General features: G+C 73.0%; 11 protein-coding genes. 8 read left to right on the top strand and 3 right to left on the bottom strand.

All coding sequences use genetic code 11. From position 1 onward, the window contains the following. Position 1 precedes the first annotated feature (1 nt). Genes mreD through rodA form a run of 3 tightly spaced genes read left to right on the top strand, consistent with a single transcriptional unit; the run spans position 2 to position 4,064 of the window. A complete protein-coding gene (gene mreD, locus ACH4K4_RS09115; RefSeq protein WP_398165897.1) occupies positions 2-721 on the top strand; it encodes a rod shape-determining protein MreD in 720 nt (239 codons plus the stop codon). Further along, on the top strand, positions 718-2,859 hold the full coding sequence (mrdA, locus tag ACH4K4_RS09110) for a penicillin-binding protein 2 (protein ID WP_398165896.1): 2,142 nt from the start codon (positions 718-720) through the stop codon (positions 2,857-2,859). Before mreD ends, mrdA begins: the two co-directional genes overlap by 4 nt. After that, positions 2,856-4,064 (top strand): rod shape-determining protein RodA, encoded by a 1,209-nt coding sequence (gene rodA, locus ACH4K4_RS09105; protein ID WP_398165894.1) that lies wholly within the window; start codon positions 2,856-2,858, stop codon positions 4,062-4,064. The genes mrdA and rodA overlap by 4 nt, the downstream gene beginning before the upstream one ends. A 10-nt stretch (positions 4,065-4,074) precedes the next feature. Here rodA and ACH4K4_RS09100 read toward each other — a convergent pair whose 3' ends face one another. The 3 genes from ACH4K4_RS09100 to ACH4K4_RS09090 all read right to left on the bottom strand — a co-directional run bounded on the left by ACH4K4_RS09100 (position 4,075) and on the right by ACH4K4_RS09090 (position 7,782). Beyond that, positions 4,075-4,542: a hypothetical protein gene (locus ACH4K4_RS09100; RefSeq protein WP_398165893.1), complete on the bottom strand. Its 468-nt coding sequence runs from the start codon at positions 4,540-4,542 to the stop codon at positions 4,075-4,077. Between the two features lie 131 nt (positions 4,543-4,673). Then, positions 4,674-6,413, bottom strand: coding sequence for a SufS family cysteine desulfurase (locus ACH4K4_RS09095; RefSeq protein WP_398165891.1), 1,740 nt, complete (start codon positions 6,411-6,413; stop codon positions 4,674-4,676). Further along, positions 6,400-7,782 (bottom strand): family 2B encapsulin nanocompartment shell protein, encoded by a 1,383-nt coding sequence (locus tag ACH4K4_RS09090; protein WP_398165889.1) that lies wholly within the window; start codon positions 7,780-7,782, stop codon positions 6,400-6,402. The genes ACH4K4_RS09095 and ACH4K4_RS09090 overlap by 14 nt, the downstream gene beginning before the upstream one ends. A gap of 293 nt (positions 7,783-8,075) precedes the next feature. Here ACH4K4_RS09090 and ACH4K4_RS09085 point away from each other — a divergent pair, with 293 nt between their 5' ends. The 5 genes from ACH4K4_RS09085 to ACH4K4_RS09065 all read left to right on the top strand — a co-directional run bounded on the left by ACH4K4_RS09085 (position 8,076) and on the right by ACH4K4_RS09065 (position 18,125). After that, complete coding sequence (locus ACH4K4_RS09085) at positions 8,076-9,734, top strand: CHAD domain-containing protein (RefSeq protein WP_398165887.1); 1,659 nt, start codon at positions 8,076-8,078, stop codon at positions 9,732-9,734. Between the two features lie 145 nt (positions 9,735-9,879). Further along, positions 9,880-11,805: a TIGR03960 family B12-binding radical SAM protein gene (locus tag ACH4K4_RS09080; RefSeq protein ID WP_398165885.1), complete on the top strand. Its 1,926-nt coding sequence runs from the start codon at positions 9,880-9,882 to the stop codon at positions 11,803-11,805. A gap of 106 nt (positions 11,806-11,911) precedes the next feature. Then, the gene (locus tag ACH4K4_RS09075) at positions 11,912-13,096 is read left to right on the top strand and encodes a hypothetical protein (RefSeq protein WP_398165883.1); all 1,185 of its coding nucleotides are present in this window, start codon (positions 11,912-11,914) and stop codon (positions 13,094-13,096) included. Positions 13,097-13,174: 78 nt separating this feature from the next. Next, positions 13,175-13,918 carry a TIGR03936 family radical SAM-associated protein gene (locus tag ACH4K4_RS09070; RefSeq protein WP_398165882.1) on the top strand — a complete coding sequence of 248 codons (744 nt, stop codon included), beginning with the start codon at positions 13,175-13,177 and terminating at the stop codon, positions 13,916-13,918. A 250-nt stretch (positions 13,919-14,168) separates the two neighbouring features. Then, entirely contained in the window at positions 14,169-18,125 is a 3,957-nt protein-coding gene (locus ACH4K4_RS09065) for a ribonuclease E/G (RefSeq protein ID WP_398165880.1), read from the top strand. The last annotated feature ends 217 nt before the right edge of the window (positions 18,126-18,342 follow it).

The raw sequence follows: 18,342 nt of genomic DNA, 5'->3' as shown, positions 1-18,342 counted from the left end.
GATGCGCATCAAGAGGATCCTGCTCTCGGCCGCGCTGGTGGTCGTGGCCCTGCTGGTCCAGGTCTGCGTGCTGGCGCGGCTCCAGCTGCCCGGCGCCACACCGGACCTGCTGCTCCTGGTCGTCCTCGGCCTCGCCCTCGTCTACGGGCACGTCAGCGGCGCCCTGCTCGGCTTCGGGGCCGGGCTGCTCGCCGATCTGGCGCCGCCCTCCGACCACGCCATCGGCCGGTACGCGCTGGTGCTCTGCGTCATCGGGTACGTCGCCGGGCTGACCAAACCCGACTCCGGGCAGCACCGCTCGGCGACCATGCCGCTGGTCGTCGTGGTGGGCGCCGCCCTCGGCTCGACGCTGCTGTACGCCGGCGTGGGCTCGCTGGTGGGCGACTCCGCCGCCCGCCATGTGGGCCTGGTCGGGCTGCTGTTCACCGCCACGCTCTACGACCTGCTGCTCGCCCCGTTCGTCGTACCGCTGGTCATGGCCCTGGCCCGCAGGACGGAGCACGATCCGCTGGCCGCGGACGCCGCGGGCGGCCAGGGCGGCTCCGGCAAGGGCCGCAGCGCCTACGGCTGGCTCGGCTCCGGCACCGGCCTGAAGGCGAGCCGCTCGATGCGCACCACCCTCCCGTCCAAGCAGACCCGGATCGGCGGCCAGCGCGGCGGGCTGCTCGGCAGGCCGGCCCGTAACAAGGCAGGACGCATCAAGGGGGTCAAGCGACTGTGACCAACATTCCGGAGACCGGCCGCACCTCACGCGTCAGGATCCGCCTGGTCGCCATCCAGATCCTGGTCTTCTCGCTGCTGCTCACGCTCGGCGGCCGGCTGTGGTACCTCCAGATCCGCAACGGCCGCGAATACGCCGACGAGGCCCGCAACAACCACGTCCAGCAGGTCGTCGACCCGGCCACCCGCGGCTCCATCCTCGACGCCCGCGGCATCCCGCTCGCCGACAACCAGACCCGCCTGGTCGTCTCCGCCAGCCGCACCGACCTGCTGAAGATGAAGGACGACGGCAAGGCCGTGCTCGGCCGGCTCGCCAAGGTGCTGGGCATGACGGAGCAGGAGATCCGCAACAAGGTCCGGCTCTGCGACGCCAAGACCCCGCAGCCCTGCTGGAACGGCTCGCCCTTCCAGCCCATCCCGATCACCGACGAGGCCACCACCCAGCAGGCCCTCCAGATCCGCGAGCGCTCCGAGGACTTCCCCGGCATCTCCGCCGAGCCCACCGCCGTACGCCGCTACGCCGCGCCCGGCCAGGCCGAGACCGCCCAGGTCCTCGGCTACCTCTCACCGGTCACCGACGAGGAGATCCAGAAGGCCAAGAACACCCGCTCGCCGCTGCTGCGCTCGGACCAGATCGGCCGCTCCGGGCTGGAGCGCACCTACGACAGTGCCCTGCGCGGCAAGGCCGGCGTGACGCGCTACGAGGTCGACAACCTCGGCCGGGTCATCGGCAAGGCCAAGAGCGACAAGGCGGTCCCCGGCTCCAACGTCGTCACGAGCATAGACGCGCGCGTCCAGGCCATAGCGGAGAAGGAACTCGCCCAGGCGATGAAGGACGCCCGCGACACACACGACAAGAACACCGGCACCAACTACAAGGCCGACGCGGGCGCCGTGGTCGTCATGGAGAACAAGACCGGCCGGGTCGTCTCCATGGCCTCCAACCCGTCCTACGACCCCAACGCCTGGGTCGGCGGCATCTCCGGCAAGGACTACGCGCGGCTGACCGGCAAGGACTCCAACTACCCGCTGCTCAACCGCGCGATCCAGGGCCAGTCGGCGCCCGGCTCGATCTTCAAGGTCATCTCCGCCTCGGCCGCGGTCAACGCCGGCTACGACTTCGACAGCAACTACAACTGCTCCAGCGCCTTCTACATCGGCAACCAGCAGTTCAAGAACTTCGAGTCCAAGGGCTACGGCCCGATCAACCTCGGCCGGGCGCTGGAGGTCTCCTGCGACACCGTCTTCTACAGCCTCGCCTACCAGCAGTGGCAGAAGGACGGCGGCAACAAGCCCAGGAACCCGGCGGACTGGTTCTACAAGACGGCACACCAGTTCGGCCTCGGCAAGGAGACCGGCATCGACCTCCCCAACGAGGTCACCGGCCGCGTCCCGGACCGCGAGTGGAAGAAGCGGTACTGGGAGGCCAACAAGGACAGCTGGTGCAAGCAGGGCAAGACCGGCGACGACTACGTCTCCAAGATCGCCAAGGAGAACTGCGAGTCCGGCATGAAGATGCGCGCGGGTGACTCCGTCAACTACTCCATCGGCCAGGGCGACACCCAGGTCACCCCGATCCAGATGGCGACGATCTACGCCGCGATCGCCAACGGCGGTACCCTCTACAACCCGACCGTGGGCAAGGCCATCGTCAGCCCCGACGGCAAGCACATCGAGACCATCGAGCCCAAGTCGCACGGAAAGCTGCCGGTGACGGCCAAGACCCTGGCCCAGATCGACGGCGCGCTGGCCGGCGTCGCCACCCGCGGCACCGCCGCCTGGCGCTTCCAGGGCTGGCCGCAGGACAAGATCCCGATGCACGCCAAGACCGGTACGGCCGAGGTCCACGGCAAGCAGACGACGGGCTGGTTCGCCACGTACACCAAGGACTACACGATCGTCATGACCATCTCCCAGGGCGGTACGGGCTCGGGGTCGGCGGGGCCCGCCGTCCGCAAGATCTACAACGCGCTCTACGGGGTGGACGACAAGGGCAAGATCGACGAGAAGGCGGCGCTGCTGCCCAAGCCGCAGACCGGGCTGCCCAGGATCCTGGGCGACGGCACGATCCAGGCGCAGCCCCTCAAGCCCGCCGCCGCGCCGCAGCCGACCGCGGCGGCGGGGAGGCGGGAGCGGTGACCGGCTCGTCCGCCGCCGGCCGCTTCACCGTGCGCCGCTACAGCCCCGACCGCGGCGCCTGGGGCAAGCTGACCGCGCGCGACTCGGTCCTGCGGCGGCTGGACTGGGTCATGCTGCTGTCCGCCATGGCCCTGTCCCTGATCGGCGCGGTGCTGGTCTTCTCCGCCACCCGCAACCGCACCGAACTCAACCACGGCGACGAGTACGGCTTCCTGCTGCGCCACCTGCTCAACACCGGCATCGGGCTGACCCTGGCGGCCGGCGCCATCTGGCTCGGCCACCGCACCCTGCGCGGGGCCGTACCGATCCTGTACGGCCTCTCGCTGGTGCTGGCCCTGCTCGTCCTCACCCCGCTGGGTGCCACGATCAACGGCTCCCGCTCCTGGCTGGCCATCCCCGGCGGGCTCTCCCTTCAGCCCGCCGAGTTCGCCAAGATCACGATCACGCTGGGGATGGCGGTGATCCTGGCGGGCCGGGTCGACGCGGGCGACCGCCCGCACCCCGACCACCGCACCGTCGTCCAGGCCCTCGGCCTGGCCGCCGTCCCCGTCGCCATCATCATGCTGATGCCCGACCTCGGCTCGGTCATGGTCCTCGGCGCCATCATCCTCGGCGTACTGCTCGCCTCCGGAGCCTCCAACCGGTGGGTCCTCGGGCTGCTGGGCACCGGCGTCATCGGCTGCGTGGCCGTCTGGCAGCTGGGCCTGCTGGACGACTACCAGATCGCCCGGTTCGCCGCCTTCGCCAACCCGAGCCTGGACCCGGCGGGCGTCGGCTACAACACCAACCAGGCGCGCATCGCGATCGGCGGCGGCGGGCTGACCGGCTCCGGCCTCTTCCAGGGCAGCCAGACCACCGGCCAGTTCGTGCCGGAACAGCAGACCGACTTCATCTTCACCGTCGCCGGCGAGGAACTCGGCTTCCTCGGTGCCGGTCTGATCATCGTCCTGTTGGGCGTCGTCCTGTGGCGCGCCTGCCGCATCGCGCGCGAGGCCAGCGAGCTGTACAGCACGATCGTCGCCGCGGGCTGCATCGCCTGGTTCTCCTTCCAGGCGTTCGAGAACATCGGCATGACGCTCGGCATCATGCCCGTCACCGGGCTGCCGCTGCCGTTCGTCTCGTACGGCGGCACGTCCATGTTCGCGGTCTGGATCGCGATAGGGCTGCTCCAGTCCATCCACGCGCAACGGCCGGTGTCGGCCTGACCGGGGCTCCTCAGTGGCCGGCCGCGGCGCTGTAGGAGCTGTAGGCGACGAGGGCGGCGAGCACCGCGCCGCTCGCCACGGTGGCGAGCAGCACCCACAGGGCGACCCTCGCCTTCGCTTTCTTGCGTACCGGCCGCTGCTGCGGCCGGACGGGCCGCGGCGCGTACGGGGCCGCCGGTACGGCCGCGTCGGCCGCCATGTCGGCCAGTAGCCGACGGCAGGCGGCGGCCAGTTCGCCCGTACCGCTGGACAGCTGCCGCACCGTCTCGGCCCGCGCGGGCGCGCTCGTACCGCCGTCGAGGATGCGCCCCACCCGTATGAGCACCTCGTCGCGCGTGCCGGTGGCGGACAGGCTGATCCACCGCTGGACGTGCTCGCCCCGTATGACCACACCGCCCGTCCGGTCCCGGTAGACCGTGTATTCCTGCCACAGCACAGCGGCCAATTGCCGTGCCGTGTCCGTCAGATGCGCGAGCATCGTTCCCCCTGCCATGACTGCGCGAACCGAAGACCGCACTGTACCGAGCGGCGGGGGCCGGAGTGGGGCGGGGTCCGGTCACGGCGGAGCGCCCGCTCCCGTGGCGGGGCGGGCGCCCGTGGGCGTGTGCGTCAGGAAGCCTGCTGGATGTGCAGCAGGGAGGCCGCCAGCCGGTCCACCTCCTCGGGGGTGTTGTAGAGGGCGAGGGAAGCGCGTACGGCGCTGTCGAGGCCGTAGTGGGCCAGGGCCGGCTGGGCACAGTGGTGACCTGAGCGGACGGCGATGCCGAACTCGTCCAGGGCCTGCGCGACAGCCGTCGGTTCGTGGCCCGCGAGGGTGAAGGACAGCACCGCGATGCGGTCCGGGGCGTCGCCCAGCAGTCGCAGTCCGGGCACGGCGGCCAGGGCCTGGCGGGCGTAGGCGAGCAGGTCGGCCTCGTACGCGGCGACGGCCTCGTGGTCGAAGCCGGACAGCCAGTCGAGGGCGGCGAGCAGCCCGACCACGCCCGAGATGTGGCCGGTGCCGGCCTCGAAGGTGTGCGGTGCGGGCGCGAACGTCGTGCGGTCGAAGGAAACGGATTCGATCATGTTGCCGCCGCCCTGCCACGGCGCCATCGACGCCAGCAGTTCGGGCTTGGCGTACAGCGCGCCGATGCCGGTGGGCGCGAACAGCTTGTGACCGGAGAAGGCGTAGAAGTCGGCGTCCATGGCCTGTACGTCGACCGGGAAGTGGGCCACTGCCTGCGCGCCGTCCACCAGCACCTTGGCGCCGTAACGGTGGGCCAGCGCCGTCATCTCCGCCACCGGAGGGACGGTGCCGAGCACGTTGGAGGCATGGCTGACGGCCACCAGCCGGGTGCGGGTGGAGAGCAGGTCGGAGTAGGCGAACTGGTCGATCTGCCCGTCCGGCAGCAGCGGCACCGGCACCACCCGGGCGTGCGTCTCGGCGGCGAGCTGCTGCCAGGGGACGATGTCGGAGTGGTGCTCCAGCACGGGGACGAGGATGTCGTCCCCCGGGCCCAGGTTGGCCCGGCCCCAGGTCTGCGCGACGAGGTTGATCGCCTCGGTGGTGCCGCGCACGAAGACGATCTCTTCGGGGGACGGGGCGCCCAGGAAGTCCGCGACGGCGGCCCGGCCCGCCTCGTACAGGGCGGTGGCGTCGCGGGCCATGGTGTGGGCGCCGCGGTGGATGTTGGAGTTGGCCGAACCGTAGAAGGCCGTCACGGCCTCGATCACCTGGCGCGGCTTCTGGGTGGTGGCGCCGTTGTCGAGCCAGACGAGCGGATGGCCGTTGACCAGCCGGTGCAGGATCGGGAAGTCCCGGCGCGCCATCTCGGGGGAGAAGGCGCCGCGTTGGGTGCCGGGGAACTGGAGGGCGGAAGGCGGGGCGGTGGCCGTCGGGACGGCCGCCGTGGTGGCGGCCGGTGCTTCGGCGGGGGCCGCGCTCGCGGCCGGTGCTTCGGCAGGGACCGGTGCCGGTACGGTGCTGGTGCCGGGAACGGTGGTCGGCACCGCGCCGGTCAGCGCGGTCACTTGGCCGGGAACGGTGACCGGCAGCGCGCCGCTCAGGGCGGAGGCCTGGCCGGGAACGGCGGTCGGCGCCGCGCCGCCCTCGGCGGAACCCGCGCTCGGTGCCGGGGCCATGCCCGGCAGACCCGCCATCGCGGCGGCCGGTACGACGGTCGCCCCCGCGCCCGGAGCCGCGCCCGTGGCAGGCGCCACGCCCGTACTCGTGCCGGCGGCCGGAGCCGCTGCCACCTGGTCGGCGGCCGTGCCGGGCGTACCGGCCACGCCGGTCTCGGTGTCCTTCGTCCCCGTGCCCAGGAGGTCGCTCAGCGGCGCCGCGAGCCCCGTGACGTCAGGAGTAGTCATGGTACTTGGACACCTCGACGTTCTGGAGTACGGCGAGGGCGTCCTCCACCAGGACGGCCGTGTTGAAGTAGGCCGTGACCAGGTACGAGGTGATCGCCTTCTGGTCGACGCCCATGTTCCGTATCGACAGGCCCGGTTCGGCCTCGTCGGGTACCGAACTCGGGCGCAGGCCCACCACGCCCTGCTCGGCCTCGCCCACCCGCATCAGCAGGATCTCCGTCGTGCCCGCGCCGTTGATCGCCACCTTGTCGGACGGGAGCAGCGGCACGCCTCGCCAGGTCAGCAGCGGACTGCCGAACCGGGTGTCGGTCACCGGGGGCACACCCCGGCGGGTACATTCGCGGCCGAACGCGGCGATGGCACGGGGGTGCGCGAGGAAGTACGCGGGCTGCTTCCACACCTTGGCCAGCAGCTCGTCCAGGTCGTCCGGGGTCGGCGCGCCGGTGCGCGGCTGCACCCGCATGCCCGGGGCGACCTGGTTGAACAGGCCGAACTCCGGGTGGTTGAGCATCATCGACTCCTGCCGCTCACGCAGCGCGTGGACGGTCAGGTTGCTCTGCGCGCGGGTCTGGTCGATGGGCTGGTTGTAGAGGTCGGCGACGCGGGTGTGCACGCGCAGCACGGTCTGGGCGAGGCTCATGTGGTACTCGCGCGGCGTGTCCTCGTACTCCACGTACGTGCCCGGCAGCACCGGCTCGCCGACGTGCCCGGAGGCCAGGTCGACCGGCGCCTCGGCGCCCGGCGTCGGCATCTCGCCGGAACAGTAGGACTCCATCGAGGTGCGCAACGACTCGTCGCGCTCGGCCAGTTCGGCCAGCTTGGCGCGGCTGATGCACAGCGCGACACCGGGGGTCAGCGTGCGCACCCGGTACGGCTGCGACTCGCCCTTGGCCCAGGCCTCCAGGTCGAAGAACTGGCCGTCGCCGACGATCTCCAGCAGCGCGTCCTCGCCGTAGCGGCCGGTCACCCGCTTCTCGGCGCGGCCGCGTACGAGCACCCAGAGCCGGTCGGCGTTGTCGCCCTCGGAGCACAGTAACTGGCCGGCCTCGAAGGTGACTTCGTCGCAGGCCTCGGCCAGCTCGCGCAGCTGTCCCTCGTCGGCCTGCCGCAGGAACGGCAGTTCCCTGAGGTCCTCGGGGACGATGCGGTGGCTGTCGCCCTCGGAGAAGGTGCTGATCCGGTCGTCGCCGAGGATGAAGGTACGGCGGCGGTTGACGCGGTAGACGCCGGCCTCGACGTCCACCCAGGGCAGGGCGCGCAGCAGGTAGCGCGGGGTGATGCCGCGCATCTGGGGCGTGGTCTTGGTGGCGGTGGCGAGTTGCCGTGCCGCATCGGGACTGAGGCTCTGGCGGCCGTTGGGAGTGGTCATCGCTCCTCCATGGGAAAGGGCGCGCGGACGCACCGCGGCCCTCCTGGCCGCCGCGGTCCGCACGGGATGAGGGACCGATCGTCCGAGCGGCAACTGCCGACGGCAAGACGGCGTATTTCCGCAACCGGCCGGAAAGGAGCTATCCGGCATTAGCCAGTGTTCGTGCAGGCATGAACGGATTTTGACGGGGTGCCCCGTGGCCAGCCCGGAACCCCGTCGCCGCGCCACACGGCGTCCGGCGAACGGCCTGCGGAGCACTGCCTCACAGCCCCATACGCGGCTAGATTCGATCCATGGCGGACACCGTGCGGGAAATCGAGCGGAAGTACGAGGCCGACGACAGCACCCGGCTGCCCGACCTGACCGGCGTCGCCGGGGTCGCGGCCATCGCGGAACAGGGCACCGTCGTCCTGTCCGCCACTTACTACGACACCCCCGACCAACGGCTCGCCGCCGACGGCATCACCCTGCGGCGGCGGACCGGCGGCGGCGACGCGGGCTGGCACCTGAAACTGCCGGTCGCGCCCGGCGTACGGGACGAGGTGCGGATGCCCCTGGCCGACCGGCTGCCGCACAAGCTCGCGGCCCTGGTGCGCTCGCGGGTGCGCGGCGCGCGCCTGGCGCCGCTCGTGCACCTGCGGACCCGGCGCACGTTGCGGGTCCTGGAGGACGCCCGGGGCACGCCGCTCGCCGAGGTGGCGGTGGACGAGGTGGTGGCGCACCGGGTGGACGGCGCGGACACCGAAGACCGGGCGGGCACTGGAGGCCGGGCGGACGGCGGTGGCCGGCCGGACGGGCCGGGCCGCACGACCGTCGGCGTCCGGTGGCGCGAGATAGAGGTGGAACTGGTGGGGGACGGGGCCCCCGGGCTCCTGGACGCGGTCGAGGAGGTCTTCGCGGCCGCGGGCGTACGCCCCGCCGGCTCGGAGTCCAAGCTGGCCCGCGCCCTGGCCGAGACCACGCACGAAGCGGCCACGCACGAAGAGCCCACGCGGGAAGGGATCACCCGCGCGCAAGCCGGCAGGTCCCGCAAGCCCGGCACATCCCGCAAGCCCCGCGATGAACCCCGCACGGCCGGTGACGTCGTCCTCGCCTACGTCGGCGAGCAGGTACGGACCATCACCGAACTGGACCCCGCCGTCCGCCGCGACCTGCCCGACTCGGTGCACCGGATGCGCGTCGCCACCCGCCGCCTGCGCAGCGCGTTCCGCTCCTACGACGCACTGCTCGACCGCTCGGCGACCGATCCCGTCGGCGGTGAACTCAAATGGCTGGCGGCGGAGTTGGGCGTCGACCGGGACCGCGAGGTGCTGGTGGACCGGCTGCGCGCCGGGCTCGCGGACCTGCCAAGGGAGCTGCGGATCGGCCCGGTGGCCGCGCGGCTGCGCCTGTGGTCGCAGCGCCGGCGGCTCGGCTCGCGGCAGGCGCTGATCGCGGTGCTGGACGGGCCGCGCCACCTGGCACTGCTGGAGAGCCTGCACGCGCTCGTGGCGGACCCGCCGCTGCGCCCGGCCGCCGCCAGGCCGCCGGCGAAGCCGATGGCGAAGGCCGTGCTCAAGGACTACCGGCGGCTCGCCGGGCGGATGGCGGCCGCCCTGGAGGCCCCGGCCGGGCCGGCGCGCGACGAGGCGCTGCACGGCGCCCGCAAGGCCGCCAAGCGGGTGCGGTACGCGGCGGAGGCGGCGACGCCGGCGCTGGGCGGCCCGGCGGAGAAGTTCGCCAAGCGCATGAAGAAGGTGCAACAGCTGCTCGGCGATCACCAGGACAGCGTGGTGGCACGGGAGGCGCTGCGCGATCTTGCCGTACAGGCGCACGGGGCGGGCGAGGGCGGGTTCAGCTTCGGCCTGCTCTACGGGCGGGAGGAAGCGGCGGCGGCCGCCCGCGAGCGGGAGCTGCCCGAGGTGTGGCGCAAGGCGTCGAAGCCGGCGCACCGCAGGAAACTGCGCGGATGACGCCCCGGGGCGCGGGCCGCCCGGCCCGGTGACCCACCGTCCCGGCGCCGTCACCCCTTGCCCATCAGGGCGGTGCCCGTCAACAGGGCCGCTTTCCCGGGGTACGCTGGATGGTCACCCCTGCCAGCTCATGAAAGACGCCGCGATGCCTGTCGAGACGGTCTTCCCGCGCCTGGAAGCGCTTCTCCCGCATGTCCAGAAGCCCATCCAGTACGTCGGTGGAGAGCTCAACTCCACCGTCAAAGACTGGGACAGCTGCGATGTGCGCTGGTCGCTCATGTACCCGGACGCCTACGAGGTCGGGCTGCCCAACCAGGGCGTCATGATCCTTTACGAGGTCCTCAACGAGCGCGAGGGCGTGCTCGCCGAGCGCACGTACAGCGTGTGGCCGGACCTCGAAGCGCTGATGCGCGAGCACAAGGTGCCGCAGTTCACCGTCGACGCGCACCGCCCGGTCAGCGCCTTCGACGTACTCGGCGTCTCCTTCTCCACCGAGCTGGGCTACACCAACCTGCTCACCGCCCTGGACCTCTCGGGCATCCCGATCGAGGCCAAGGACCGTACGGAGGACCACCCGCTGATCCTCGCGGGCGGCCACGCGGCCTTCAACCCGGAGCCGATCGCCGACTTCCTGGACTGCGCGGTGATCGGTGACGGCGAGCAGGCCGTGCTGGAGATCACCGACATCATCCGCGCCTGGAAGGCCGAGGGCCGTCCCGGCGGGCGCGACGAGCTGCTGTTCCGCCTCGCGAAGACCGGCAGCGTGTACGTCCCCAAGTTCTACGACGTGGAGTACCTGGCCGACGGGCGCATCTCGCGCGTCGTGCCGAACCGCTCCGGCGTCCCGTGGCGGGTGTCCAAGCACACCGTCATGGACCTGGACGAGTGGCCCTACCCGAAGCAACCGCTCGTCCCCCTGGCCGAGACCGTCCACGAACGGATGTCGGTCGAGATCTTCCGTGGCTGCACCCGCGGCTGCCGTTTCTGCCAGGCCGGCATGATCACGCGCCCCGTGCGGGAGCGAAGCATCACCGGCATCGGCGAGATGGTGGACAAGGGCCTCAAAGCCACGGGATTCGAGGAGGTCGGCCTGCTGTCGCTGTCCTCCGCGGACCACACCGAGATCGGCGACATCGCCAAGGGGCTCGCCGACCGGTACGAGGAAGACAAGATCGGCCTGTCGCTGCCGTCGACCCGCGTCGACGCCTTCAACGTCGATCTTGCCAACGAGCTGACGCGCAACGGCCGTCGCTCGGGACTGACCTTCGCCCCCGAGGGCGGCAGCGAACGCATGCGCAAGGTCATCAACAAGATGGTCTCGGAAGAGGACCTGATCCGTACGGTCGCCACGGCCTACGGCAACGGCTGGCGGCAGGTGAAGCTGTACTTCATGTGCGGCCTGCCCACCGAGACCGACGAGGACGTCCTCCAGATCGGCGACATGGCGGTCAACGTCATCGCCAAGGGCCGCCAGGTCGCCAACTCCAACGACATCCGCTGCACCGTCTCCATCGGCGGCTTCGTGCCCAAGCCGCACACGCCGTTCCAGTGGGCGCCGCAGCTGTCCGCCGAGGAGACCGACGCGCGGCTGGAGAAGCTGCGCGACAAGATCCGCGGCGACAAGAAGTACGGCCGCTCCATCGGCTTCCGCTACCACGACGGCAAGCCCGGCATCGTCGAGGGCCTGCTCTCGCGCGGCGACCGCCGCGTCGGCGCCGTCATCCGCGCCGTCTACGAGGGCGGCGGCCGCTTCGACGGCTGGCGCGAGCACTTCTCGTACGACCGCTGGATGAAGGCCGCCGAGGAGACGCTGCCGGAGTACGGCGTGGACGTCGATTGGTACACCACCCGCGAGCGCACCTACGAGGAGGTCCTGCCCTGGGACCACCTCGACTCCGGCCTGGACAAGGACTGGCTCTGGGAGGACTGGCAGGACGCCCTCGACGAAACCGAGGTCGAGGACTGCCGCTGGACGCCGTGCTTCGACTGCGGCGTGTGCCCGCAGATGGACACCAGCATCCAGATCGGCCCCACGGGCAAGAAGCTGTTGCCGTTGACGGTCGTCAAGTAAGCACGTTCCGGTACGTACCACGGCCCGGTCTCCGCGGTGACGCGGAGGCCGGGCCGTGGCACGTGTACGACCGTGCCCATAACGGGCGCGAGGGGGAGAAAGCCGTATGGAGCCCACCGGGCCTTCGCTGTCCAAGGAGCCGGAGCGCCGCCGGGTGCCCGATCGCCACGAACCGGGGGAGGGCTGCCTGACGCGGCTGGTCCGGCTGCCCGTGCGCATCGTCGTACTGGTGCTCGTGGTGCCGGTGCGCATGGTGTGGGACGCGCTCGCCGCCTGCGGACGGGCGCTGCACCGCGGCGTACTGCGTCCCGTACGGCGCGGGCTGTCCTGGTTGGGGCACGTCCTGGTCGTCGCGCCGCTGGCCTGGGTGTACCGCTGGCTCCTCACCCCGGTCGGGCACGGCATCGCCTGGACCGCGCGGGCCTTCGGCACGGCGCTGGCCTGGCTGGCCAAGGCGCTCTTCTACTGGCCTTGGGCTGCCCTCTGGAGGTACGTGCTGGTGCCGGCCGGTGTGGCGACCGGGGTGGCCGTGGCCTGGCTGGTGCGCCACCTGATCGTGGCGCCGGCGCTCTGGTTCCACCGCTGGGTCCTCACTCCGGCCGGCCACACCTTCAGGTGGCTCGGCGGTGGCTTCGCCCGGCTGGTGCGCGGACTGGGCGCGGGGCTGGCCTGGCTCGGCCGTCACCTGATCGTGCTGCCCGCCCGGTGGTTCCACCGGCACATACTGGCACCGGTCGGGCGCGGTATCGCCTGGACGGCCCGCGGCATCGGGGCCGCCGTGGCCGCGCTCGTACGGTGGACGGTCGTCGCGCCGGCCGTCGCGGTGTGGCGCTACGTCCTGGCTCCCGTGGGCCGGGCGGTCGGCACCGCCGTGACGGTCGTGGCGCGCGAGACCGGCGCCGCGTTCGCGCACTGCTGGCGGGTGGCCGGGTACCTCTCCCGGGCCGTCGGCCGGTTCCTCGGCACACTCCTGCGGTGGGTCTTCGTCGAGCCGTTCCGCTGGGCGTACCGCACGGTCCTCACGCCCGTCGGCCACGCCGTCCGCGACGGCCTGTGGCGCCCGGTGCGCGGCGCGGCGCGGGAGGCGGGCCGGTCCGTACGCCGGGCGCTGGGCGCCGCCCGGCTCTCCGTCCGGCAGACCCGCGCGGAGATCCGGCGGGCGCTGTTCGGGGCGCCGCGGCGGCCGGAGCGCCCCGCGGTGCCGGAGCCCCGGCGGGAACCGGCGGCACCGCGGGCACGTACTCTAGGTAAGACGTCCGGGCGCGACGTGTCCCCGCCTCCGCGGGGGTGACGTCCGGCAGCGCCCTCACACCAAGGAGAAGTAACACTGGGCAAGCGACAGCCCGAAGGCCCGCCGCCCGCACCGGCGGTGCAGCGCATCCGACTGCGCTACACCAAGCGCGGCCGCCTCCGGTTCACCAGCCACCGCGACTTCCAGCGCGCTTTCGAGCGGGCGCTGCGCCGCGCCGAGGTCCCCATGGCCTATTCGGCGGGCTTCACCCCGCACCCCAAGGTGTCGTACGCCAACGCCGCGCCGACCGGTACCGGCAGCGAGGCCGAGTACCTGGAGATCCAGCTCACCGAGCGCCGCGATCCGGCACCGCTCAAAGAGCTGCTGAACGAGTCGCTGCCGACCGGTCTGGACATCACCGACGCGGTGGAGGCCCACACCTCCGGGCTCGCCGACCGGCTCCAGGCCTCGGTGTGGGAGCTGCGGCTCGACGGGGTCGAGCCCGCCGACGCGGCGCGCGCCGTGGAGCTCTTCCTCGCCGCGGAGGAGGTGCAGGTCGAACGCCGTACGAAGAACGGCATGCGGACCTTCGACGCGCGGGCCGCGGTCGCCCGCCTCGAAGCCGCCGCCCCCGAGGGCGATAGGCCGGACGGCAAAGCCTGTGCGATACTGCGGCTGGTTGTTCGGCATTTGACACCTGCCGTACGACCCGACGACGTCCTGTCCGGCCTCCGAGCTGCGGCCGACCTGGCGCCGCCGGTCCCCGCAGCGGTGACCAGGCTGGCGCAGGGGCTGCTCGATGAGGAGACCGGCGCGGTGACCGACCCGCTCGCGCCCGACCGCGATGCTGCCGAGGCCGGCTCGACTACGGCCGCCGGCTGAGTGCCGCGAGGCGCCGGACGGTCCTGCGTAGGACCGCCGTCGTCGCGTCGCCGATCAACCAGGGAGCCACCCCGGTCCGGCAGACGCACTGACCAGGAGACTTTCGCCGGTCCCCGACAGCCGGGCCCGGCGAGCGAGACGACAGCTCCCGTGCGGCGCCCGCGCCCCGGAGCGCGGCACCGCGCATTTCACGCGGGCCGCGTCCGGATCCAGGCGTGGCGCCCGGGAGCGTGACGGGAGAACCGCCCGCATGCTCGAACCCATTGAGCCCAACGAACCCAGCGGCCCTTCGGAACAGACTTCCGAGGGCAGTACCCCCAGCGACACGCTGCCGCCGCGCCGCCGTCGCCGCGCCGCCTCGCGGCCCGCCGGACCGCCGGTCACCGCGACGACGGACGCGCCCGCCGAGAGCGCGGTGCCCGCGGACAGCGGTACGGCCGCGAGCGCCGCGCAGGACGCTGACGGCGCCGCCTCCACGGTCGTGACCGGCGAGGACGCCAAGCCCGCCCGTACGCGCCGCCGCGCCACCCGCAAGGCCACCGCGCCCGCCGGCGCACCGCAGCCGGCCGAGGCCGCGCAGCCCGCCGCCGAGGCGCCGGCCGCCGCACAGGCCGACCCGCAGGCCCCGGAAGAGCCGCAGGCCGCCGAGGACGAGGCGCCCCGCGCCCGGCCCCGCCGCCGCGCCACCCGCCGTGCCTCCGCACCGGCCGGATCCCCGGCCGCCGAGGCGCCGGAGGCAGCCGCGCCGCAGGCCGCCGACGAGGACGCCGCGCCCGCCGCCGTGTCCGAGCAGCCCGCGGCGCCGGAGCAGCCGGCCGCGTCCGAGGACGCCAAGCCCGCCCGCTCCCGCCGCCGCGCCACTCGCAAGGCCACGGCCCCGGCCGGTTCGCCGCAGGGCGCCGCCGAGCCGCAGGGCGCCGCCGAGCCGCAGAGCGCGCAGGCGCCGGCGGAGGCCGTGATCGAGGACGAGGAGGCGGACGAGGCGGCCGCCGGGACCGCCGAGGCCCCGGAGGCGGCGCCCGCCGCGCCGGCCGAGGACACCAAGCCCGCCCGCTCCCGCCGCCGCGCCACCCGCAAGGCGACCGCCCCCGCGGGCTCCCCGCAGACCGGCGAAGCCGAGGAGGCCGCCGAGAAGCCGGCCGAGCCCGCCGCCGAGTCCGGCTCCGGTGACGCGCCGCGCCGCCGCGCCCGCCGCCGTGGCGAGCGCGCCGCCGAGCCCGCGCAGCAGGAGCAGCCCGCCGCCGAGGCGCGTACCGAGGAAGCGCCCGCGCCGGAGGAGCCGGCCCGCGGTGGCCGCCGCCGCGACCGGCGCCCGCCGACCGCCGTCTTCCAGGCGCCGGTCTTCACCGAGCCCATGTTCCAGACGCCGGAGACCGCTGCCGCGGCGGCGGCCGCCGCCGCCGAGCAGCAGGCCGCCGAGGAGCCCGCCGCCGAGCAGGACGAGCAGCCCGCGGCCGGCGGCCGCCGCCGTCGCCGCCGGGGCGCCGCCGAGCCCGAGCAGCAGCCCGCCGCCGAGCAGCAGCCCGTCCAGGACGTCCAGGACACCCAGGACATCCAGGACGACGACGAGGACGACACCGAGGACGAGCGCGGCGAGGCCGCGCAGGGCGACGAGGAGTCGGGCGACCGCCCGTCCCGCCGCCGCCGTCGCGGCGGCCGCCGCCGTCGCCGTGGCGAGGCCGCGGACGGCAGCGACGAGCAGGCCGGCGAGGACCAGCAGTCCGACGCCGGGCAGCAGGAAGCGGCGGAGGAGCCGGCCGAGCAGGCCGCGTCCGCCGACGAGGACGACGACCAGCAGGGCGGCGGCTCCAGCAGCAGCCGCCGGCGCCGTCGCCGCCGCCGTCGCAGCGGCGACCTCGGTGACGGGGACGCCCCGCAGGGCGGCGACGACCCGGAGCGTACGGTCGTCAAGGTCCGCGAGCCCCGCAAGAAGGACGAGCCGTCCGACGAGGTCCAGTCCATCAAGGGCTCGACCCGCCTGGAGGCCAAGAAGCAGCGCCGCCGCGAGGGCCGCGAGCAGGGCCGCCGCCGGGTGCCGATCATCACCGAGGCGGAGTTCCTGGCGCGCCGCGAGGCCGTCGAGCGCGTCATGGTCGTCCGCCAGAGCGGCGAGCGCACCCAGATCGGCGTCCTTGAGGACAACGTGCTCGTCGAGCACTTCGTCAACAAGGAGCAGTCGACGTCGTACGTCGGCAACGTCTACCTCGGCAAGGTGCAGAACGTCCTGCCGTCGATGGAGGCCGCCTTCGTCGACATCGGCAAGGGCCGCAACGCCGTGCTGTACGCGGGCGAGGTCAACTTCGAGGCGCTCGGCATGGCCAACGGGCCGCGCCGCATCGAGACCGCGCTGAAGTCCGGCCAGTCCGTGCTGGTGCAGGTCACCAAGGACCCGATCGGCCACAAGGGCGCCCGCCTGACCAGCCAGGTCTCGCTGCCGGGCCGTTACCTGGTCTACGTGCCCGAGGGCTCGATGACCGGCATCAGCCGCAAGCTGCCGGACACCGAGCGGTCGCGCCTGAAGCAGATCCTCAAGAAGATCGTCCCCGAGGACGCGGGCGTCATCGTCCGTACCGCCGCCGAGGGCGCCAGCGAGGACGAGCTGCGCCGCGACGTGGAGCGCCTGCAGGCGCAGTGGGAGGAGATCCAGAAGAAGGCCAAGGCGGGCTCCACCAGCTCGCCGAGCCTGCTGTACGGCGAGCCGGACATGACCGTCCGGGTCGTCCGCGACATCTTCAACGAGGACTTCTCGAAGGTCATCGTCAGCGGCGAAGAGGCGTGGGAGACCATCCACGGCTATGTCGCGCACGTCGCGCCGGACCTGGCCGACCGCCTCCAGAAGTGGACCTCGGACGTCGACGTCTTCGCGACGTACCGCATCGACGAGCAGCTGATGAAGGCGCTGGACCGCAAGGTCTGGCTGCCCTCCGGCGGTTCGCTGGTGATCGACAAGACCGAGGCCATGGTCGTCATCGACGTCAACACCGGAAAGTTCACCGGCCAGGGCGGCAACCTCGAAGAGACCGTGACCAGGAACAACCTGGAGGCGGCCGAGGAGATCGTGCGCCAGCTGCGGCTGCGCGACCTGGGCGGCATCGTCGTCATCGACTTCATCGACATGGTGCTGGAGTCCAACCGGGACCTGGTGCTGCGGCGGATGCTGGAGTGCCTGGGCCGCGACCGTACGAAGCACCAGGTCGCCGAGGTCACCTCGCTGGGCCTGGTCCAGATGACCCGTAAGCGGGTCGGCCAGGGCCTGCTGGAGTCCTTCTCCGAGCCGTGCGTGCACTGCAACGGCCGCGGCGTCATCGTCCACATGGACCAGCCGTCCTCGGTCGGCGGCGGTGGCGGCGGCAAGCGCAAGAAGAAGGGCAAGTCCGGCGCGGCCGGCAACGGCGCGCAACTCGACCACCAGCACCACGACGAGCACGAGCACCCGGAGCTGGAGCCGGTCGCGGTGACCGAGGCCGAGCTGCAGCCCGCGGTGGCCGACACCGACGAGTGGTTCGGCAGCCCGGCGGAGGCCGAGGCGGCGGCCGGTGGCGTACGCGGCCGTGGCCGCCGTCGCGCCAGCCGCAAGGTGTCCGCCCCGGCGGGCGCGCCCAAGGCGTCCGAGGCCGCCGCGATCGTGGTGGAGGCCGCCGAGCCCGCGCCGGCCGCCGAGCCGGAGCCCGTCGCGGCACCGGAGCCGGCCGCCGAGCCGGAGCCCGTCGCGGCACCGGAGCCGGCCGCCGAGCCCGCGCCGGCCCGTCCGCGCCGCCGTGCGACCCGTAAGGCGTCCGCGCCCGCGGGCTCGCCCAAGCCCGCCGAGGACGCGGAGCAGGCCGCTGCCGAGGCGAGCGCCCCGGTGGCGGAGGCCGCGCCGGAGCCGGCCGCCGAGCCCGTCGCCGAACCGGTCGCCGAGGCCGCTGCCGAGGTGCCCGCCGACGACGCCGGGGCGGCGCCGGTCGCCGAGGAGGCCGCCGAGGAGGCGCCCGCCAAGAAGACCGCGGCGAAGAAGACGGCCAAGAAGGCGCCCGCCAAGAAGACGGCGGCGAAGAAGACGGCCACGGCCAAGAAGACGGCGGCGAAGAAGACCACCACCGCCAAGAAGGCCACGGCGAAGAAGACCACCACGAAGAAGGCCACGACGAAGAAGGCGGCGGCCAAGAAGACCGCCGCCGCCGAGCAGGCCCCGGCCTCGTCGGTGTCGGCTTCGACGGAGGACTGAGGCCGGACCGTGTCCCCGGGCCGTACGCGGCCCGGGGCCGGTTTGACCCCCTGGTCAAGGCCCCGTAACCTTGGCCATCGGCGTGTGTAAGTACGCCAAACCACTGAGCAAACACCTCCCGGCCCGCCGGGAGAGGCCGCTCGTCCCTCGGATTCCACGGGATCGTCACGAACCCGTGTGAGCGGCTGGCATCAGAGGTCCCGTTCCTAGCGAGAGA

The sequence above is a fragment of the Streptomyces sp. NPDC017529 genome, from assembly GCF_044329785.1.
Taxonomy (GTDB): Bacteria; Actinomycetota; Actinomycetes; order Streptomycetales; family Streptomycetaceae; genus Streptomyces.
This window is presented reverse-complemented; position numbering and strand designations above follow the sequence as displayed.